Here is a 19866-nt window from a genome sequence, read left to right on the forward strand (position 1 = left end):
TGCGGGGCCTGAGGGCTGGGGATCGAGGGCTGGCGGACTGCGGGCCCAGGGCTTCGGGGCTTCGGGGCTTCGGGGCTTCGGGGCTTCGGGGGCCGGAACGCCGGTGCGGCGGGGCTCGATCCCCCCGAGCCCCGCCGCACCGGCCGTGCCCACCGGGTTCCCCCTCCCGGTGCTGGACGAGGACCCGGTCCCGCTCCGCGGCCCCGTGTCCGCGGTGCGGGCCGAGCGGCCCCGTCCGTCGCCCCCAGTCTGCTGTCCGCGCAGGTGGGAGCCCATCCGTACGCGTACTCATTTCGCGGCCCGGGGGCGCCTAGGTACGGATACTCAGTTCTACGCCGCGACCGCGGCCCGGCGGCACCGCCGACCGGGGGTCACCCGTCGGTGTCACCGGCTCCCGCTGACGCGGCCCCGCAGCAGCAGCGACAGCGCCGAGTGCACGTCGTCCAGCGAGCGTTCGCTCTGGAAGGACTGCCAGTCCAGCGCGGCCACCAGCACCATGCCCACCATCGCCGCGGCCGTCAGCGGCACGTCGATCTCCGCGCTGAGTTCCCCGCGCTCCACGCCCTCCCGGAGCACGGTCTCCACCACGGCCACCGCCTCCCGGCGGACCACCATCAGCGTGGACTGCCACGCCCGGTTGGTCCGCCACAGCTCGGCGACGTACAGCTGGGTGAAGGCCGGGTAGCGGTCGATGAAGACCAGGCCGGCCCGGATCATCTCGTCCAGCGCCTCGACCCGGGTACCGCCCCGCGCCTCGGTGGACTCCGCCGCTTCCCGCAGCGAGGCGGTCAGCAGCCCCACCCCGTGGCGCAACAGCTCCTCGAAGAGATCGGTCTTGCTCGCGAAGTTGTAGTAGACCGTGCCCTTGGCGACGCCCGCCCGCTCGGCGATCTCATCGACCGTCGTCGCGGAGAACCCCTGCTCCGCGATGAGGGTGACAGCCGCTTCGTAGAGCTTCTGCCGGGTCGCCCGCCGCCGGCCGCTGCCGGTACCCGTACCGGTGCTGCTGCTTTCCATGGCGCTGATTCTCACAGGTCACCGGCTCCCTACAGGCTCAGTTCGGGGTGCAGCCGGTCCATCGTCCACACCTGCTTGCCGCGTGCGGCGAGCGCGGTGAGGGCGAGCGCCCCGACCGTGAAGGCCGACAGTACGGCGCAGCCCGTCCACACCGGCGTGAGGTCGCCGCCGGTGATGAGCCGGCGCAGGCCCTCGACGACGTACGACATCGGCAGGTAGGGGTGGACCGCGTTGAAGAAGCCCGGGCTGGTCTGGACGGGGTACGTACCGCCCGCCGAGGTCAGCTGGAGCATCAGGAACGCGAGGACCAGGATCCGTCCGGCCGCGCCGAACCTGGCGTTGAGCCACTGGACGATCGCGGCGAAGCAGGCGGTCACCAGCGCCAGGAAGGCGATGGTCAGCGCCGGACGGGACATCTCCAGCCCGAGGCCCCAGTGCAGTACGGACATCAGTGCCGCGACCTGCGCGACGCCGATCCCCGCCACGGGCAGCCAGCCCGCGAAGGCGATCCGCCACGGCGAGGCGCCGGTGGCCAGCGCCCGCTTGTTGAGGGGCGCGATCAGCATGTAGGCGACCATCGCGCCGACCCAGAGGGACAGCGGGATGAAGTACGGGGCGAAGCCGGTGCCGTAGTTGGGCGCCCGGTGCAGGGACTGGTTGGCGAGCCGGACCGGGTCGGCCATGACCTGGGTACGGGCGTCGCGCGCCTGCTGGTCGTAGTCGGGGATCTTGCCGGCGCCGTCGTGCAGGCCGCCGGCCAGCTGGCCGGTGCCGTCCACCAGCTTGTACATGCCGCCGTCGAGGGTGTGGGCGCCGTCGCCGAGCTTGCCGACTCCCTCCGCCAGGGCGCCGGAGCCGCCGGTGGCGGTGCCGAGCCCGGCGTGCAGCTTGACCATGCCCGCGGCGACCTGGTGGGCGCCCGTGTTGAGCGCGTTGACCTTGGCCACGGCCGTTTCGAGGTCCGAGGAGAGGCCGGGGGCGGCCGCGGCGAGCGCGTTGGCCTTGGTCTCCAGGTCGCCGAGCTGACCGCGGAGCGTGGTCAGGTCGCCGTTGGTGTCCTTGACGACGCTGTTGACGTCTCCGGCCAGCAGGGCGCCCTCGGCCGCGTCGTCCTTGATCTGCTTGAGGTCGGGGCAGGAGGCGAGGTGCGGCTCGGCGCCCGGGGTGACGCAGTGGTCCGTGTAGTACTTGTCGGTGCGGGCGGCGACCCGCTTGGTGACGACCGCCGCGGCGGGGGCCTTCTCGGCGAACTTGCCGAGGTGGTTGTTGACCACCTTGGCGGTGTCGGCGACGAGCCGGGCCGTGTCGGCGAGGGACTTGGGGTCCTTGACGAAGGGGCGCGCCTTGGCGGCCGCGCCGTTGACCTTGTCGGCGACCGTCTGGGTGCCGGCCGCGACCTCGGACGCACCGGTCTCCAGCTGACCGGCGGCGGAGTTCAGCTTCTTGAGGCCGCCGGTGAGTTCGCCGGTCTTCTCCTCGGCCGTGTCGAGGCCGTCGGCGAGCTCCTTGGCGCCCTGCTGGGCCTTGCCCGCGCCGTCCTTGAGCTTGTCGGCGCCGTCGGCGGCCTCGGCGGTCTTGTCGTGCAGGTCGGAGAAGCTGACGAAGATCTTGTCGAGGAAGCCGCGGGAGGCGTTGGTGGACGCGGCCGCACGGACCTCGGAGAAGACGGTCTTGGAGATCGAGCCGACGATGTAGTTGTTCGCGTCGTTGGTGCGGACCTGGAGGGCGCTGGTGGCGGGGTCGGCGCCGGAACTGGAGGCGATCTTGGCGCTGAAGTCGGCGGGCATGGTGAGGGAGAGGTAGTACTTCCCGTGCTCCAGCCCCTTGGCCGCCTCGTCGGCGTCCACCTCGCGCCAGTCGAAGGTCTTGCTGGTGTGCAGCTTCTTCGTGATCTCGTCGCCCGCGGCGATGCGCTTGCCCTCGACGGTCGCGCCGCGGTCGGCGTTGACGAGGGCGACGGGGATCTTGTCGAGGCGGCTGTACGGGTCCCAGAAGGAGCAGAGGTACAGCGCGCCGTAGAGCAAGGGCAGCAGGAGCAGCGCGACGAGGGCGGCGGCGGGGAGCTTGCCCCGGCCGAACCGCTTGAGCTCAAGCGCGGCGAGTTTGGGTGAGCGCATCGTCTGCCCCCTTCGTGTCGTCGTCGGCGTCGTGGTCGGCGTCGTGGTCGGCGTGGCCGGGGCCGTCGTCGTGGCCGGGCTCGGCGTCTGCGGGCTCGGCGTCGGGCTTGGGGTCGGCAGCCACGTCGGCGGGGGCGTCGGCCCGGTCCGCCTTGTTCGCCTCGTCCGCCTCGTCCGCCTTGTTCACCTCATCCGCCTCATCCGCCTCGTCGGTGCCGGCCGTGGGACCGGCGCCCCAGGTGATCTTGGGGTCCCGGGCGGGGCGGGCGACCGGCGCCTGGGGCGGCTGGGGCCGCGCCGGCTCTTCGGCGGTGGCACCCAGGCGCAGGACCGTCGCGTCCTGGGGGGCCTCGCTGCACACCCCGAGGACGGTGGTCCCGCGCTCGGCGAGCGAGCGCAGCAGGGCCCACGCTCCGGCGCTTTCGGCGGCCGGGAGTTTGAGGTCGACGTCGTCGAGCGCGAGCAGCCGGGGTGAGGCCAGCAGGGCGATGGCCACCGACAGCCGCAGGGCCTCCAGCCGTTCGAGGTCGCGCACGGCGGTGCGCGGCCCCTTGGGCAGCGTGCCCAGGTCGAGTCCGGCGGCGGCGAGCACCTCCTCGATCCTGGCCGCGGTGGAGACGCGGCGCTCGCCGCGCGGGCGCAGCAGGGCGCGCACGGGGCCTTCGTAGCGGCGCTGGAGCAGGGCGCCCTCCCGCAGCTGTTCGGCGACAGTGAGGGCCGGGTCCAGGTCGTTGACCCCGGGTACATGGGCGAGGGCGGAGATCCGGCGGACCGCGGCCATCTTCTTCGGCAGGCGGTGGCGGCCGATCTCGGCGTGCCCCTCGGTGGGCTTCATCCGGCCGGTGAGGGCGAGCAGGAGGCAGGTGCGGCCACTGCCCGAGGGACCGACGATCGCGACGAGCGACCCGGGCTCCACGTCGATCCCCACTCCCCGGAACACCCAGCCCCGCGGGCCCTTGAGTCCGAAGCCCTCGGTCTTGACGGCCGCGCCGTGTGGGCTGTCCACGTCGCCCCCCTCCTTTTGAACTGACTGGTCAGTTCAAAAACTATCAGGCTTAGTCGTCCTTCGCCCGACGAGGGGGCCCAACCGCCCGAACCCGCAGGTCAGCGCGATTGTCAGTGGGGCCCGTCACGATGGGGACAGTCAGTCGAAGCACCACCCCGCACCACTCGGCACCACCCCCGCACCATCCAGTCGCTCCGCAGCAGTACGCATCGACAGGAGGTTCGTCATGGCCACACCGTCCCCGTCCCCTGTCCACCCCGTCCCGAGGAAGTCGGCGGCCCCACCGGCCGCCCTCGATCTGCTCGCCAAGGCCCACGACGGCCTGGCCGAGGCTGCGCTTCTGCCCCGGCCCAACGAGCGGTACGCAACCGCACACCTCGCGGCCCTGCGCGCGGCCGCGGCCGTCCTCGCCGCCCGCGCCCGGCCCGAGCCGGTGCACCCGCGCCGGCGGCCGCGGATCCGCAGCGCGTGGGAGGTACTGCCCGAGATAGCGCCGGAGCTGACGGAGTGGAGTGCCCTGTTCGCCTCGGGCGCCGCACGCCGGGCCCGGGCCGAGGCGGGCATACCGGACGCCGCGACCGGCCGGGACGCCGACGACCTGGTCCGCGAGGTCGGGATGTTCCTGCGCCTGGTCGAACGGATGCTGGCCCTCGCGCCCGGCGGCCCGGGCGGCCGGCAGGGCGTACCTCGACCCCGGCCGGAGCGTCCGCAGGCGGGATGACCTGCCCGGCTGCGGGAGGCAATAGGGTGGGGCCCTGTACCGCCCGCCCTCCCCCGGCTGCCGCCGGGAGGTGCCCCTACGCCGAGGAGTCATCAGTCGTGTCGGACACGTCCCGCCCCCGCGCCTCGCTCCGCACCGCCGTGGTGTGGGAGGTCCTCAAGGAGGTCCTCGACCGCCGGGTGAAGGCGACCGGCCGGGACGTCCTGGACGTACTGGACACCGGGGGCGGCACCGGAAAGTTCGCCGTGCCGGTGGCCCGGCTGGGCCACCGGGTCACGGTGGTCGACCCCAGCCCGAACGCGCTGTTCGGGCTGGAGCGCCGGGTCGCCGAGGCGGGCGTCGCCGAACTGGTGCGCGGGGTCCAGGGCGATGCCCAGGGCCTGCTGGACGTGGTCGAGCGGGACGCCTACGACGTGGTGCTGTGCCACGGCGTGCTGGAGTACGTGGACGACCCGGCCGAGGGCGTGGTCAACGCCGTCGCCGCCCTGCGCCCCGGCGGCGTCCTCAGCCTCCTCGCCGCCGGCCTCGGCGGAGCGGTGCTGGCCCGCGCGCTGGCCGGGCACTTCACCGAGGCCCGCACCGCCCTGACCGACCCGGCCGGCCGCTGGGGCGCGGGCGACCCCGTGCCGCGCCGCTTCACCGCCGAGCAGCTGGCCGAAGTCGTCGGTGGAGCCGGACTCGAAGTCGGCCCGGTGCACGGCGTCCGGATCTTCGCCGACCTCGTCCCCGGGGTGCTGGTGGACACCGAGCCCGGCGCCGTGGAGGCGCTGCTGCGCCTGGAGGAGGCCGCCGCAGAGCTGCCCGCGTTCCACGCGGTGGCCACGCAGTTGCACGTCCTGGGCGAGAAGCCCGCCTGATCTGCGGAGCTGCCGTGCACGGGCTTCGTCGGACACCCTCCGAACGGGCCGCCGTCCCCGTATGATCGAGCACACCGGTCGGCATGGCGGACCGGTCATTGGGGAATAAGCGCCTCACTGACCATGCCCGCGACGGTGCGGTCTGACGCTGCGCTTCTCCCAGGCGACGTTTTTCCGGCAGTGTTTTTCCAGGCGGTGCAATTTCGAACCTGGCGCAGAGGGCGGGTGTCACGGGGGCGATTCCCCGCCTATCCTGAAAGGGACCCCTGGTCGCTCCCCCCGCGACCGACGGATGAGGAGGACTCCCGTGCCGCTCTCGGAGCACGAGCAGCGAATGCTCGAGCAGATGGAGCGAGCGCTGTACGCCGAAGATCCCAAGTTCGCGACAGCGCTTGAGGGAAGCGGACTGCGCACGTACACCCGGCGACGGGTCTACCAGGCAGTCGCGGGCATTGTGGTGGGTATCGCGCTCCTCATGACCGGTGTGATCTGGCAGAGCGTGCTCTGGATCAGCGTGGTGGGCTTCCTCGTCATGCTGGCCTGCACGGTTCTCGTCGTCACTGGTTGGCGCAAGGCACCCAAGCCCGGTGAGCAGCCCGTCTCCGGAGGTGCAGGTGGTTCGGCCCGCGGGCAGAACCGGCAGCGCCGGTCCATGATGACCCGCATCGAGGAACGGTGGCAGCGCCGCCGCGACGAACACGGACAGTGATCGGCTCCTGCTCCCCGTCCGACATGACGTGACTTCGAGAGGGACGGCCGCCGTACGGCGGCCGTCCCTCTCCGCTGCGGCATGATGGCCCGATGACAGTGCTCCCCCTGGTCTTCACCAGCGGCTGGGCCAGCGGGATCAACGCCTACGCGGTGGTCCTCCTGCTCGGCGTCTTCGGCGCGACGGGGCTGAGCGACGACGTGCCCGCCGCCCTCCAGCGCCCCGACGTCCTGATCGTCGCGGGCGTGCTGTTCCTCTGCGAGGCGGTGGCCGACAAGATCCCGTACGTGGACTCGGTGTGGGATTCCGTCCACACGGTGATCCGCCCGGTCGCGGGGGCAGTGGTCGGCGCCCTGCTGGCCGGGCAGAGCGGCTCGCTCTCCGACCTCGCCGCCGCTGCCATCGGCGGCTCCACCGCGCTGGCCAGCCACCTCGTCAAGGCGGGCACCCGCATGGCGGTGAACACCTCCCCGGAGCCGTTCAGCAACATCGTGCTCAGCACCGCCGAGGACCTGGGCGTGGCCGGCCTCGTCACCTTCGCGATGTTCAACCCCCGGGCGGCGGCGTTGATCGCGGCCGTGCTGCTCGCCGCGGGCCTGGCCCTGGTGGTCTACCTCTGGACCCGGATCCGCCGCTACCTGCGCCGCCGGGCCCAGCGCCGCGAGGAGCGGCGGCTGGCCGCCGAAAGCCGCCGGGTGACGGGCACACCGCCCTACTGACCTCGGTCGATCCTGTTCCCGGCCCGCTCGGTAGGCTCCACCGCATGGCACGAATTGCGGTGATCGGCGCCGGCATGGGCGCGATGGCGACGGCGGCCCGGCTGGCCGTGGCGGGCCACCGGGTGACGGTGTACGAGCGCGGCTCCACCTACGGCGGCGCCGTGGGACGGTACGCACGCGACGGCTTCGCCTTCGACACCGGCCCCGGACTGCTGCACCTGCCCGCCGTCTACCGCGACCTGTTCGTCAAGACCGGCAAACGGCCCCTGGAGGAGTGCGTCGACCTCGTGCAGGTCGACCCCGCCGTTCGGCACGTGCTGCCCGACGGCACGGTGGTGACCCTGCCCAACGCCTCCCGCGGCGGCTCGGCCGCCGCCCTGGACCAGGCCTTCGGGGCCGGCGCCGGGGCCCGCTGGAGCGACGTGCTCGGCCGCGCCCGGGACGCCTGGGACGCGACCCGGCGCCCCCTGCTGGAGGAGCCGCTGCGCCCCGACCGGCAGGCGCTGGGCGAGGATCCGTACCCCGCGCTGCGCAGGAGCGGCCTGCTGCGGCGCCGGCCGCCCACCCTGGCCGAGGTCGCCGCGCGCGAGCTGGGCGGCCCGCTGGCGCAGTTGCTCGCCGAGCGGGTGCTCGCGTACGGGCTGGACCCGGCGACGACGCCCGCCTCCGCGGCGGTGCTGCCGTACATGGAGCAGACCTTCGGGAGCTGGTACGTGCGCGGTGGGCTGCGGGCGCTGGCCACCGCCGTCCACGAGCGGTGCCGGGAGCGGAAGGTCGACTTCGTCTTCGGCGCCGGGGTCCGGGAGGTCGTGGAGGAGGGCGGCCGGGCGGCCGGGCTGCTGCTGGCCGACGGCGGGGCGGTGGAGGCGGACGCGGTGGTGTGCGGGGTGGACCCGAGGACGCTGGCCATCCCGCTCGCGCCGGGTTCCGCGCCCGCCCGGAGCACCGGGCCGCGCGCCCGGTACACCCTGTTCCTCGCCCTGCGCGGGGCTCGCCCGGCGGACGCCGTGCACCGCACCCTGGCCGGGGGCGGCGTCACCGTGCTGCGCCCGGACGACCCGGCCGCGGTGCCCGACGCGGAGCACGAGGCCGTCACCGTGCAGGCCGTCGCGGCCCCCGGTGCGGCGCCCTCGGCCGGGGAGCTGCTGGCGGCGGCCGACCGCGCCGTGCCCGGGCTGCGGGAGCGGCTGCTGTGGCACGAGCTGCGCACCCCGGCCGACATCGCGGAAGCCACGGGCGCGGTGGACGGCGCGGTCCCGGCTCCCGCGCTGGCCGGGGCCGGCGGCCGGCTGCTGTACCCCGCGAACACCACCGCCCTGCCCGGGCTGTACCTCGCGGGCGGCTGGGCCCACCCGGGCGGCGGCCTCCCGCACGCCGGGATGACCGGCGCCCTGGTGGCCGGGCTGATCGTGGAGGGCACCGGGTTCCGCGGCTCGCGTTGACGGCCCCGCACGGCCACGGCCCCCTGAAGGGCCCTGTACGGCCCTGTAGGGGCCCCGGGCGGCTCAGTAGCGGTATTGCTCGTAGCCGCCGGGGTCGCCCTGGTACGGGTAGCCCTGCGGCTGCTGGGGCGGCTGCTGGTCCTCCGCGGGGTAGGGCTGGGCGGCGTCGCGCTGCTGCGGGACCCAGACCCCGCCGGGCGGGGTGTCCATGGAGTACTGCTGGCGTCCGTAGTCCCCGTACGCGGTGTAGTCGTACTCCTGCTGCGGGGCGACGCCGCCGGTGCCGATGTACGGGTCCGAGTAGGCGGCGTAGACCTGCTGTTCGGCGCCCGGGTAGCCGGTGGAGTAGTCGTAGCCGCCCTGGCCCTGCTGGTCGTAGTACGCCGCGAACTGGTGGGCGTCCTGCTCGGCCGTGGTGAACGGTGAGGCGAAGGCGGCGGTCTGCGCGGGGTGTTCGGAGTACGCCTGCGTCTGGGGGGCGAAACTCTGAATCCCGTAGGAGCCCGTCTCCTCGGGCACCGGCTGCGGGGTGAAGACGTCCTCGTCCCCCGCGTCCGGGTCGTTCCGGCCGGCCGCGTCCCGCCCGGACGACGCCTCGTAGTCCGGCAGTTCGCCCTCGGTCCCGTACTCCAGCGCCGTCACCTCCAGCGCGGGTTCCGTGCGCGGCGGGCGCGGGGCACCACCGCTGCGGCGCCGTCCGCCCTTGCGCACGGGTTCCCCGCCACGGCGCAGCGCCCAGCCGGCCACGAAGCCCTTGCGGAAGGAGAGCGTCACCAGGGTCTGGCCCACCGCGAACGCGGTCGCGCCGACGGCGATGACCGGCACCGACGGCAGCACCACCCCGGCGACGACGCCGACGAACCCGGCGAAGGCGAGCAGGCGCCAGCGGAGCCGGGCCTTGTACTGCATCAGGACCTCGGCAAGCAGCCACAGCGCGACGAAGCCGAACGCGATGTAGAGGACCGTCATTCCCATGCATGGCCCCTCTCGTACGGCCGACCACCGCGCGGGAAACGGGGGCCGGCCGATCAGGCCCGCTGGTGCAGACCCAGGTTTTCGTAGATCTCCAGAGTCGCCGTGGAATTGTTCAGCGTGATGAAGTGCAGCCCCGGGACACCCTCGGACAGCAGCCGCGCGCAGAACTCCGTGGCGAACTCGATGCCAATGGAGCGTACAGCGGCCGGGTCGTCCTTGACGGCGAGCATGCGGTCTTTTACTGCCTCGGGGAAGACGGCGTTGCTGAGTTGGGGCAGTCTGTCGAGCTGCTTGATCCCCACAACAGGCATGACCTCGGGGATGATCGGGGTCTCGCAGCCCGCCTTCTGGACGCTGTCGCGCAGCCTCAGATAATTCTCCGGGTCGAAGAACATCTGCGTGATGGCATAGTCTGCGCCCGCACGGCACTTGTCCACGAAGTGCCGGATGTCCGAGTCCCAGTCCTGCGAACGCGGGTGCATCTCGGGGAAGGCCGCGACGCCCACGCAGAAGTCGCCGGATTCCTTGAGGAGGCGCACCAGGTCCGCCGCGTAGTCCACGCCCTCGGGGTGCTTGACCCAGGGACCCATGGGGTCGCCCGGCGGGTCACCGCGCAGCGCGAGCATGTTGCGGATCCCGGCGTCGGCGAACTGCCCGATGACGTGGCGCAGCTCCGCGACGGAGTGGTCCACGGCGGTGAGGTGGGCGACGGGGGTCAGGGTGGTGTTCGCCGCGATCTGCTCGGTGGCGCGTACGGTGCCGCCGCGGGTGGAGCCGCCGGCCCCGTAGGTGACGGAGACGAAGCTGGGGGCCACCGCTTCGATCCGGCGCAGGGCGTTCCAGAGGTTGCGCTCGCCCTTCTCGGTCTTGGGAGCCCAGAACTCGAAGGAGTACGAGCTCCCGGACGCGAGGAGGTCGCGGACCGTGTGTGCACGATCCGACCAGGTGGAAGCGGTACCAGAGGCCATACGGGCAGGTTAGACGGGGGGTGGCCGGTCTCGTAGCCCGGTCCGCCTTTTGGACAGCCTTTTGGACGGCGCTTCGGACGGCGCTTCGGACGGCTCGTGCAGGCGGCGGGGGCCCGTCACGCGCGCTCGCGGACCCGCTTGGCCAGTTCGGCGGCGGCGGCGCCGGGGTCGGTGGCCTCGGTGAGGGCGCGTACGACCACGATCCGGGTGGCGCCGGCGTCGAGCACCTCGTCCAGGTTCGTGGCGTCGATGCCGCCGATCGCGAACCAGGGACGGTCCTGGCGCAGGGAGGCCGCGTACCGCACGAGGCCGAGGCCAGGGGCGTGGCGGCCGGGCTTGGTGGGGGTGGGCCAGCAGGGGCCGGTGCAGAAGTAGTCCACGCCGGGCTCGGCGGCGGCCGCGTCGACTTCGGATTCGGCGTGGCAGGAGCGGCCGACGAGGACGGACCCGCCGAGGATGGCGCGGGCGGCGGGGACGGGTATGTCGCCCTGGCCGAGGTGGAGCACGTCGGAGCCGATGGCGTGCGCGACGTCGGCGCGGTCGTTGACGGCGAGCAGCTTGCCGTGGCGGCGGGCGGCGTCGGCGAAGACCTGGAGGTGTTCGAGTTCCTCGCCGGCCTCCATGCCCTTGTCGCGGAGCTGGACGATGTCCACCCCGCCGGCCAGGGCGGCGTCGAGGAACTCGGGAAGGTCGCCCTGCCGCTTGCGGGCGTCCGTGCACAGGTAGAGCCGGGCGTCGGACAGCAGCATGGGTGTACCCCCGTGGTCGTGGCGGTGTACGGGCCGCGCGGGCCCGTACACCGGGTGGATCAGTACGTCACTTCGTGCGCGGGTCGGTCAGAGGGCGAGCGCCTGAGCGCGGCGCTTCACCTCCGTGCCACGATTCTCGCTCAGCGCCTGGGCGGGGGTGCCGGGGAGGGTCGGGTCGGGGGTGAACATCCACTCCAGGATCTCCTCGTCGGAGAAGCCGTCGTCGCGCAGGACGGTCAGCAGACCGGTGAGCCCCTTGACGATCTTGTCGCCGTCGATGAAGGGTGCGGGGACCTGGAGGGAGCGGTTCTCGCCGCGGCGCACCGCGAGCAGCTGACCTTCCTTGACCAGCTGGCGGACCCGGGTCACTTCGATGTCGAGCATCTCGGCGATGTCGGGGAGGTAGAGCCAGGCGGGGACAAGGGCATCGATCTTTGCGTCAATCTCGGTCACGGGCACAAGCCTGCCATCTCGGACTCGCCGCCGGTACCTGGACCACCCCGTCCGGGTCCCGCCCCCCTCGGGCGGGGCCCGTCAGGCCACCGCCGACTTGAGCGGGGTGTCGGGGTCCGAGACGCCGGCCACCGTGAGCGCCGTGCCCGCCTCGATCAGCCGGCGGCCCTGCGCCAGGTCCCGGGGCCGCCCCACCGCCAGGACCGCCACCAGCGCCCCGTCCCGCAGCCAGCACACCGACCAGGCCGCCCCCGCCGGGTCCCCGCGCCACACCATGCGGTCCGCCGCGCCGTGGTGCCCCGCGTACTGCACGAACCGCCCGAACTGCTCCGACCAGAAGTACGGAACCGGGTCGTAGGCCTCCACCGGCCCGCCGCCCACCACGTTCGCCGCGAGCACCCTGGGCCCCTGGAGCGCGTTGTCCCAGTGGTGGACCAGCAGCCGCTCCCCGTAGCGCGCCGAGGGGAAGGACGCGCAGTCGCCGACGGCGTACACCCCGGGCAGGGAGGTCCGCAGGTGGGCGTCGGCGGTGACCGACCCGTCCGGGCCCAGTTCCACCCCCGACCCCGCCAGCCAGTCCGTCGCGGGCCGGGCACCGATGCCGACGACCACCGCGTCCGCCCGGAGCGTCCGCCCGTCCGCCAGCCGGACCCGGCCCTCCTCCACGGACGCCACCCGGGCCCCCGTCAGCAGCTCCGCGCCCGCCTCGGCGTACCAGCGCCCCATCGGCTCGGCGACCTCCGCCGGCACGGCTCCCGCGAGCACCCGCTCCGCCGCCTCGACCACCGTCACCGCGCAGCCCGCCTCCCGGGCCGCCGTGGCGAACTCGGCGCCGATCCACCCGGCCCCGACCACCACCACCGGCGGCGCCGCCGCGAGCACGGGCCGCAGCCGGGCGGCGTCGTCCAGGGTGCGCAGCAGGTGCACGCCCGGGACGCCGCCGGAGCCCGGCAGGGTCAGCGGGCGCGCTCCCGTCGCCAGGACGAGGACGTCGTAGGGGACCGGGCCCGCCTCGGTGTCCACTTCGCGGGCGCCGGCCCGGAGCCCGGTGACCTCCACACCGAGCCGCAGTCCGATGCCGAGGGCCTCGAAGTCGACGTCGAACGCGGAGTCCTCGGCCTTGCCGAGCAGCACCGCCTTGGACAGCGGGGGCCGGTCGTAGGGCTGGTGGGGTTCGGCTCCCAGCAGGGTCACGGGGCCGGTGAAGCCCTGTTCCCGCAAGGCGACCGCGGTCTGCACCCCGGCCATTCCGGCACCCACGATGACGACGCCGCTCTGGGTCTTTTCCGTCTGCTCGCTCACGCCGCCCAGCCTAATCAGCTGACGTTTCATCAGGAACAGGCCCGGGGGAGGCAGCCTTACCCGGCATGCCCACCGGGGTTAGTCTGGCCACCGTACCTATCGCGGGAGTCCGGGCGCACCGGGCTGAGAGGGAGGCTGGCCGGCCTCCGACCGTACGAACCTGATCCGGGTCATGCCGGCGAAGGGAGGGGCTGGACGCCCATGCACTCATCTCTGAGGGGATCCCCGAAGGGGTCCGACGTCCTCGTCATCGGGGGCGGCATCATCGGCCTGGTCACCGCCTGGCGGGCGGCCCGGCGCGGGCTGCGCACCGTACTGGCCGATCCGGCCCCCGGGGGCGGAGCCGCCCAGGTCGCGGCCGGCATGCTCGCCGCCGTCACCGAACTGCACTACGGCGAGGAGACCCTGCTCGGGCTGAACGTCGCCTCCGCCGCCCGCTACCCGCAGTTCGCCGCAGAACTCACCGAGGCGAGCGGCGGCATGGACATCGGCTACCGCGCCTGCGGCACCCTCGCCGTCGCCCTCGACTCCGACGACCGCCTCCACCTGCGCGAGCTGCACGCCCTCCAGCGCCGCTGCGGCCTGGAGTCGCAGTGGCTGACCGGCCGCGAGTGCCGCCGTCTGGAGCCCATGCTGGCGCCCGGCGTCCGCGGCGGCCTGCGGGTCGACGGCGACCACCAGGTGGATCCGCGCCGGCTGACGGCCGCACTGCTGGCCGCCTGCGAACGCGCCGGGGTCACCGTCCACCGGGCGAGCGCGGCCCGGCTGCTCGTCACGGGCGACCGGGCGGCCGGGGCGCTGCTCGACGACGGTACGGAGCTCCGGGCCGGCCAGACGGTCCTGGCGGCGGGTTCCCTGTCCGGGCAGTTGGCCGGGGTGCCGCCGGAGGTGGAGGTTCCGGTGCGGCCGGTGAAGGGGCAGGTGCTGCGGCTGACGGTGCCGGCCCCCTACGCGCCGTTCCTGTCCCGGACCGTACGGGCGGTCGTGCGCGGCAGCCACGTCTACCTCGTGCCGCGCGAGAACGGCGAACTCGTCGTCGGCGCGACCAGCGAGGAACTGGGCTGGGACACCACGGTCACCGCCGGCGGCGTCTACGAGCTGCTGCGCGACGCCCACGAGCTGGTGCCCGGCATCACCGAACTGCCGCTGACCGAGACCGGGGCGGGGCTGCGGCCCGGCTCCCCCGACAACGCCCCGCTGCTAGGCCCGACCGCGCTGCCCGGGCTGCACCTGGCCACCGGGCACTACCGCAACGGGGTGCTGCTGACCCCGCTCACCGGCGACGTGATGGCGGAGCTGCTGGCCACCGGCACGGTGCCGGAGATCGCCCGCCCCTTCACCCCGCGCCGGTTCACCGGGGCACGTCAGGAGTCGTACGCATGACCATCTCCGTCAACGGCGAGCCGCGCGAGGTCGCGGCCGGCACCACGCTCGACGCGGTGGTCGCCACTTTGACCGCGGCCCCCAAGGGCGTCGCCGCGGCCCTCAACGAGACGGTCGTACCGCGCGGGCAGTGGCCGCACACCGTGGTCGGCGACGGCGACCGGGTCGAGGTCCTGACCGCGGTACAGGGAGGCTGACGGCCATGGCGGACGACGTTTTCACCCTCGGCGGCCGGACCTTCTCCTCCCGCCTGATCATGGGCACGGGGGGCGCCCCGAGCCTGGACGTGCTGGAGCGCGCCCTGGTCGCCTCGGGTACGGAACTCACGACCGTCGCCATGCGACGGCTGGACCCGACGGTGCAGGGCTCCGTCCTGTCGGTCCTGGACCGGCTCGGCATCGCGGTCCTGCCGAACACGGCGGGCTGCTTCACGGCCGGCGAGGCGGTGCTGACGGCGCGCCTCGCGCGGGAGGCGCTGGGCACGGACTGGATCAAGCTGGAGGTCGTCGCGGACGAACGCACCCTGCTGCCGGACGGCGTCGAGCTGCTGGACGCCGCCGAGGTCCTGGTCGACGAGGGCTTCACGGTGCTGCCGTACACGAACGACGACCCGGTGCTGGCGCGGAAGCTGGAGGACGTGGGCTGCGCGGCGATCATGCCGCTGGGCTCCCCCATCGGCTCGGGGATGGGGATCCGCAACCCGCACAACTTCGAGCTGATCACGGAGCGGGCGGGCGTGCCGGTGATCCTGGACGCGGGAGCCGGTACGGCCTCGGACGCCGCGCTGGCGATGGAGCTGGGCTGCGCCGGGGTGATGCTGGCCTCGGCGGTGACCCGTGCGCAGGCGCCGGTGCTGATGGCGGCGGCCATGCGGGACGCGGTCTCGGCGGGCCGCCTCGCGTACCGCGCGGGCCGCATCCCCCAACGCCGCTTCGCGGAAGCCTCCTCCCCGGCGGAGGGCCGCGCCACCCTCGACCCGGAACGCCCGGCGTTCTGAGGGCGCTCCTGGACCGGCCCCGATCGGCGTTCGAGGCGCGGGCCGGCGGGGCCGGGTTTCCCGGCCCGGCCGGGCGGCGGACGTCACAGCTGCGCTGCAACCCCTACGCCCCCGCCCGGCGGCACGGCGGGGGCTCGTAGAATCCCCGGGTGGACACGACCCTGGACGACCCCATCGTCGGGCAGACGCTCGACGGCCGCTACCGCATCGACGCCCGCATCGCGGCCGGCGGCATGGCCACGGTCTACCGCGCCCTCGACACCCGCCTCGACCGCGTCCTCGCGCTCAAGGTGATGCACCCGGCCCTCGCCGCGGACGCCGCCTTCGTCGACCGGTTCATCCGCGAGGCGAAGTCCGTGGCCCGCCTCGCCCACCCCAATGTCGTCGCCGTCTTCGACCAGGGCACGGACGGCCCGTACACGTACCTGGCCATGGAGTACGTCTCCGGCTGCACCCTGCGCGACGTGCTCCGCCAGCGCGGCGCCCTCCAGCCGCGGGCCGCCCTGGACATCCTCGAACCGGTCCTCGCCGCGCTCGGCGCCGCGCACCGGGCCGGGTTCGTCCACCGCGACATGAAGCCCGAGAACGTCCTGATCGGCGACGACGGCCGGGTCAAGGTCGCCGACTTCGGCCTGGTCCGCAGCGTCGACACGGTCACCAGCACCACCGGCTCCGTCCTCGGCACCGTCTCCTACCTCGCCCCGGAGCAGATCGAGAACGGCGTCACCGACACGCGCGTGGACGTCTACGCCTGCGGCGTCGTCTTCTACGAGATGCTCACCGGCTCCAAGCCCCACACCGGCGGCAGTCCCGCCCAGGTGCTCTACCAGCACCTCAACGAGGACGTCCCGCCCCCGTCGGCCGCCGTCCCCGGGCTGCCCGCCTGCCTGGACTCGCTCGTCGCCCGCGCCACCGCGCGCGACCCGCAGCTGCGGCCCTCCGACGCCGCCGCGCTGCTGGGCCTGACGCTGGAGGCACGCGCCGCGTTGAGCGAGGACGAGCTGGACGCCGTGCCGCCCCAGGCGCACCCGGGCGAACGGGGCGCGAGCGAGGACCGCACCAGCGTGATCCCCCGGCCCGTCTCCGGGACGGGTAACCAGCCCGTCCAGCACACCTCCCGCCTGGCGGCCCCGCCGCCGCCCGCGCCGCGGGCCCGCCGCCGGGCCCGGCCGCGCGGCCTGTACCTGGTCATCGCCGCGGTGCTGCTGGCCCTCGGTCTCGGCGCGGGCGTCTGGTACATCAACTCGGGCCAGTTCACCAAGGTGCCGAACCTCCTGGGCAAGACGGAGGAACAGGCCCGTTCCGAGCTGTCGGCGGCGGGTCTCGGGGTGAAGGGGGTGGACCGGAAGTTCAGCGAGGCCTTCGACCGCGGCACGGTCATGAACACCGACCCCCAGGGCGGCAAGCGCATCCGCGGCAACGGCGCCGTGACGCTGACCGTCTCCCGCGGGCCCGAGATCGTCAGCGTGCCCGCGCTCAAGGGCAAGACCCTGGACGCCGCCAAGGCGGAGCTGACGTCGGCAGGTCTCGCGCCCGGCATCGTGACCCAGGCGTTCAGCCAGGACGTCCCCCAGGGCGCGGTGATCACCACCGACCCGGAGGGCGGGCAGAAGCGGGCCCCCGACACGGCGGTGGCGATCGTCGTCAGTAAGGGCCGCCCCGTGCAGGTGCCGAACGTGACCGGTCAGCCCGTGGACCAGGCGCGCGTCGCCCTCCAGGACCTCGGCCTCAAGGTGGAGACGGCGGCCGAACAGGTCAACTCCCCCTCCCCCGCCGGTACGGTCGCCAACCAGTCGGCCGCCGCCGGCACCCAGGCCGCGGCGGGTGACACGGTGACGCTCACCGTGTCCAAGGGCCCCCGCCAGGTGCCGGTGCCGAACGTGACGGGCCAGGAGGCCGACGTGGCCCGCAGGGCGCTGGAGGCGCAGGGCTTCAAGGTGAAGGTGGAGCGGCCGTTCTTCGGTTTCAGCAACACGGTCGACGCGCAGTCGGTGCCCGGCGGCCAGAGCGCCCCCGAAGGCAGCACGATCATCATCCGCACCAAGGGGCTGTGAGTGCACACCGAAGGGAGCGCCGACGCGGGCGCCGACGAGCGGGCCGAGCAGCGCGTGGCGCGCCGCAACCCGGTGGGCGGGCACGTCCCCGTGGCCGGCGGGCTGGCCTCGGTCGGCCTGACCTACGCGCGTGAGATGGGCGCCGAGGCCGTCCAGGTCTTCGTGGCCAACCCCCGCGGATGGGCCACCCCGGCCGGCAATCCGGCGCAGGACGAACAGTTCCGGGCCCAGTGCGCGGACGGGTCCGTTCCGGCCTACGTCCACGCGCCGTACCTGATCAACTTCGGCTCGCACACCGGGGCGACCGTCGAGAGGTCGGTGGAGTCCCTGCGGCACTCGCTGCGCCGCGCCCGTGCGATCGGGGCGCTCGGGGTGGTCGTGCACACTGGCTCGGCCACCGGCGGGCGTCCGCGCGAAGTGGCGTACGCGCAGGTCAGGCAGTACATGCTGCCGCTGCTGGAGGAGCTGACGCACGACGACGACCCGTTCCTGCTGCTGGAGTCCACGGCCGGGCAGGGTTCCTCGCTGTGCTCGCGCACCTGGGACTTCGGCCCGTACTTCGAGGCCCTCGACCACCACCCGAAGCTCGGCATCTGCCTGGACACCTGCCACATCTTCGCGGCCGGGCACGACCTCGCGGAGCCCGGCGGCGTCAAGCAGACGCTGGACCTGCTGGTGGACACGGTGGGCGGGGGCCGGCTCAAGCTGATCCACGCCAACGACTCCAAGGAAGGCGTCGGCGCCCACAAGGACCGCCACGCGAACATCGGCCAGGGGCACATCGGGCGGGAGGCGTTCGGCGAGCTGTTCTCGCACCCCGCGACGGAGGGTGTGCCGCTGATCATCGAGACGCCGGGCGGCAAGGAGGGCCACGCCGCGGACGTGGCACTGTTGAAGGAGCTCCGCGGCGCCCACGCATAAGACGTTGGGGAATACCCCTGGGGGGTATACGGTTCTGCTACCCGCAGGACCGTAATCCGACGTTCACAGGGGGCCGCGATGAACCACTCGCATCACGGGCACGCCGACCACGAGGCACACGCCGGCCACGAGCACCACAGCGACCACGACAGCCACGGCGGCCATGACGGCCACAACGGCCACAACGGCCATGCAAGCCACACCAGCCACCACGACGGCACCGTCACCTGGGCCATGGCCGCCAAGGCCACCCTCCACTGCCTCACCGGCTGCGCCATCGGCGAGGTACTCGGCATGATCATCGGCACCGCGCTCGGCTGGGGCAACCTGGCCACGATGATCGCGGCCATCGTCCTCGCGTTCTTCTTCGGCTACGCGCTCACCCTGCGCGGGATCCTCGGCGCGGGCGTGGACCTGCGTACGGCCGTCCGGGTGGCGCTGGCCGCCGACACCCTCTCCATCGCCGTGATGGAACTGGTCGACAACGGTGTGATCGCACTGTGGCCGGGCGCGATGGACGCCCAGCTCCAGGACGCGCTGTTCTGGACGGCGCTCGCGCTCTCCCTCGCGCTCGCCTTCGTCATCACCACCCCGGTCAACAAGTGGATGATCGGCCGCGGCAAGGGGCACGCGGTCGTCCACCAGTACCACCACTGAGCGGGCCGCCCCGGAGGACGGCGGGGCGGCAGGACGGCAGGGCGGCAGGGCCTATATGTCGGGCCCGTCGCCCGGCTCCTCCTGGTACGAGTAGCGCTGCTCGCGCCAGGGGTCGCCGATGTTGTGGTACCCCCGCTCCTCCCAGAAGCCCCGCCGGTCGGCGGTCATGTACTCCACGCCCCGGACCCACTTGGGCCCCTTCCAGGCGTACAGGTGCGGCACCACGAGCCGCAGCGGGAAACCGTGCTCGGCGGTCAGGAGTTCGCCACCCTGATGGGTGGCGAAGACGGTCCGCTCGGAGGCGAAATCAGCCAGTCGCATGTTCGAGCTGAACCCGTACTCGGCCCACACCATCACATGCGTGACCTGCGGCGCCGGCGGGGCCAGTTCCAGGACGGTACGCGCGAGCACCCCGCCCCATTCGGCCCCCGGCATGCTGAACTTCGTCACGCAGTGCAGGTCCGCCACGACCGATTCGAACGGCAGGGCCGTGAATTCCTCGTGGTTCCAGCAGTGCTTTTCCCCGTCGGCCGTGGCCCCGAAGACGCGGAACTCCCAGCGTTCGGGCTTGAACTTGGGTACCGGCCCGTAGTGGGTGACCGGCCAGCCCCGCTGCAACCGCTGCCCCGGAGGGAGCTCGAACTGCTCTGCTCCCGGAAATTCCCGGCTCACCGGCTGACCCATGCCTCCATGGTGACAGACGTCGCGGGGTGGTCATGACCGCCCCGGCCGATTCCGACAAGTCACGGCAACTCCGACTAAGGAGGCACTTACTGGACGGCCCTGGGTGACGGTGGAAGGATGCGCGCACTGCCCAGT

20 protein-coding genes and 1 riboswitch are annotated in these 19866 nt (G+C 73.4%); of the genes, 11 read left to right on the forward strand and 9 right to left on the reverse strand.

What is annotated here, in order from left to right; translation table 11 throughout:
* Positions 1-384: 384 nt before the first annotated feature.
* From OHA81_RS09450 to OHA81_RS09460, 3 genes are read right to left on the reverse strand one after another with little or no spacing between them, the layout of a single operon-like run.
* Entirely contained in the window at positions 385-1017 is a 633-nt protein-coding gene (locus OHA81_RS09450; RefSeq protein ID WP_190182138.1) for a TetR/AcrR family transcriptional regulator, read from the reverse strand.
* Positions 1018-1046: 29 nt separating this feature from the next.
* A complete protein-coding gene (locus OHA81_RS09455) occupies positions 1047-3134 on the reverse strand; it encodes a YhgE/Pip domain-containing protein (RefSeq protein WP_329194566.1) in 2088 nt (695 codons plus the stop codon).
* A complete protein-coding gene (locus tag OHA81_RS09460; RefSeq protein ID WP_329194569.1) occupies positions 3106-4140 on the reverse strand; it encodes an ATP-binding cassette domain-containing protein in 1035 nt (344 codons plus the stop codon). The genes OHA81_RS09455 and OHA81_RS09460 overlap by 29 nt, the downstream gene beginning before the upstream one ends.
* 226 nt (positions 4141-4366) lie before the next feature.
* On the opposite strand from OHA81_RS09460, the gene OHA81_RS09465 reads away from it, so the two are divergent.
* The 5 genes from OHA81_RS09465 (at position 4367) to OHA81_RS09485 (ending at position 8588) form a co-directional block, all read left to right on the forward strand.
* Positions 4367-4861: an SAV_6107 family HEPN domain-containing protein gene (locus OHA81_RS09465; RefSeq protein WP_329194570.1), complete on the forward strand. Its 495-nt coding sequence runs from the start codon at positions 4367-4369 to the stop codon at positions 4859-4861.
* A 98-nt stretch (positions 4862-4959) separates the two neighbouring features.
* Positions 4960-5718 carry a methyltransferase gene (locus tag OHA81_RS09470; protein WP_329194572.1) on the forward strand — a complete coding sequence of 253 codons (759 nt, stop codon included), beginning with the start codon at positions 4960-4962 and terminating at the stop codon, positions 5716-5718.
* Positions 5719-6025: 307 nt separating this feature from the next.
* Complete coding sequence (locus OHA81_RS09475; RefSeq protein ID WP_329194574.1) at positions 6026-6427, forward strand: DUF3040 domain-containing protein; 402 nt, start codon at positions 6026-6028, stop codon at positions 6425-6427.
* A gap of 92 nt (positions 6428-6519) precedes the next feature.
* Positions 6520-7146, forward strand: coding sequence for a DUF4126 domain-containing protein (locus OHA81_RS09480; RefSeq protein WP_329194575.1), 627 nt, complete (start codon positions 6520-6522; stop codon positions 7144-7146).
* Positions 7147-7190: 44 nt separating this feature from the next.
* Positions 7191-8588, forward strand: coding sequence for a phytoene desaturase family protein (locus OHA81_RS09485; RefSeq protein ID WP_329194577.1), 1398 nt, complete (start codon positions 7191-7193; stop codon positions 8586-8588).
* Between the two features lie 63 nt (positions 8589-8651).
* Here the strand turns inward: OHA81_RS09485 and OHA81_RS09490 are convergent, their stop codons facing one another.
* The 5 genes from OHA81_RS09490 to OHA81_RS09510 form a co-directional block, all read right to left on the reverse strand.
* Entirely contained in the window at positions 8652-9563 is a 912-nt protein-coding gene (locus OHA81_RS09490) for a hypothetical protein (protein ID WP_329194579.1), read from the reverse strand.
* Between the two features lie 53 nt (positions 9564-9616).
* On the reverse strand, positions 9617-10531 hold the full coding sequence (gene metF, locus OHA81_RS09495) for a methylenetetrahydrofolate reductase [NAD(P)H] (RefSeq protein WP_329194581.1): 915 nt from the start codon (positions 10529-10531) through the stop codon (positions 9617-9619).
* A 116-nt stretch (positions 10532-10647) separates the two neighbouring features.
* Positions 10648-11280 (reverse strand): thiamine phosphate synthase, encoded by a 633-nt coding sequence (gene thiE, locus OHA81_RS09500; protein ID WP_329194583.1) that lies wholly within the window; start codon positions 11278-11280, stop codon positions 10648-10650.
* Positions 11281-11367: 87 nt separating this feature from the next.
* Complete coding sequence (locus OHA81_RS09505) at positions 11368-11733, reverse strand: Rv2175c family DNA-binding protein (protein WP_136215209.1); 366 nt, start codon at positions 11731-11733, stop codon at positions 11368-11370.
* Positions 11734-11814: 81 nt separating this feature from the next.
* Positions 11815-13035: an NAD(P)/FAD-dependent oxidoreductase gene (locus OHA81_RS09510; protein WP_329194586.1), complete on the reverse strand. Its 1221-nt coding sequence runs from the start codon at positions 13033-13035 to the stop codon at positions 11815-11817.
* Positions 13036-13126: 91 nt separating this feature from the next.
* Positions 13127-13239: riboswitch (TPP riboswitch) on the forward strand.
* Between OHA81_RS09510 and thiO the strand changes: the two genes are divergently transcribed.
* The 6 genes from thiO (at position 13237) to OHA81_RS09540 (ending at position 19047) form a co-directional block, all read left to right on the forward strand.
* Positions 13237-14418, forward strand: coding sequence for a glycine oxidase ThiO (gene thiO, locus OHA81_RS09515; RefSeq protein ID WP_329194588.1), 1182 nt, complete (start codon positions 13237-13239; stop codon positions 14416-14418). Its footprint overlaps the riboswitch before it by 3 nt.
* A complete protein-coding gene (thiS, locus tag OHA81_RS09520) occupies positions 14415-14615 on the forward strand; it encodes a sulfur carrier protein ThiS (RefSeq protein ID WP_329194590.1) in 201 nt (66 codons plus the stop codon). Before thiO ends, thiS begins: the two co-directional genes overlap by 4 nt.
* Positions 14616-14620: 5 nt before the next feature.
* Positions 14621-15415, forward strand: coding sequence for a thiazole synthase (locus OHA81_RS09525; RefSeq protein WP_329194592.1), 795 nt, complete (start codon positions 14621-14623; stop codon positions 15413-15415).
* 149 nt (positions 15416-15564) lie between these two features.
* The gene (gene pknB / locus OHA81_RS09530) at positions 15565-17469 is read left to right on the forward strand and encodes a Stk1 family PASTA domain-containing Ser/Thr kinase (RefSeq protein WP_329194594.1); all 1905 of its coding nucleotides are present in this window, start codon (positions 15565-15567) and stop codon (positions 17467-17469) included.
* 54 nt (positions 17470-17523) lie between these two features.
* A complete protein-coding gene (locus tag OHA81_RS09535) occupies positions 17524-18390 on the forward strand; it encodes a deoxyribonuclease IV (RefSeq protein WP_329202127.1) in 867 nt (288 codons plus the stop codon).
* Between the two features lie 78 nt (positions 18391-18468).
* Entirely contained in the window at positions 18469-19047 is a 579-nt protein-coding gene (locus OHA81_RS09540) for a DUF4396 domain-containing protein (RefSeq protein WP_329194596.1), read from the forward strand.
* A 51-nt stretch (positions 19048-19098) separates the two neighbouring features.
* On the opposite strand, the gene OHA81_RS09545 is transcribed toward OHA81_RS09540, so the two are convergent.
* A complete protein-coding gene (locus tag OHA81_RS09545; protein WP_329194598.1) occupies positions 19099-19731 on the reverse strand; it encodes a sulfite oxidase-like oxidoreductase in 633 nt (210 codons plus the stop codon).
* Positions 19732-19866: the final 135 nt, after the last annotated feature.

Source organism: Streptomyces sp. NBC_00667, from assembly GCF_036226825.1.
GTDB lineage: Bacteria > Actinomycetota > Actinomycetes > Streptomycetales > Streptomycetaceae > Streptomyces.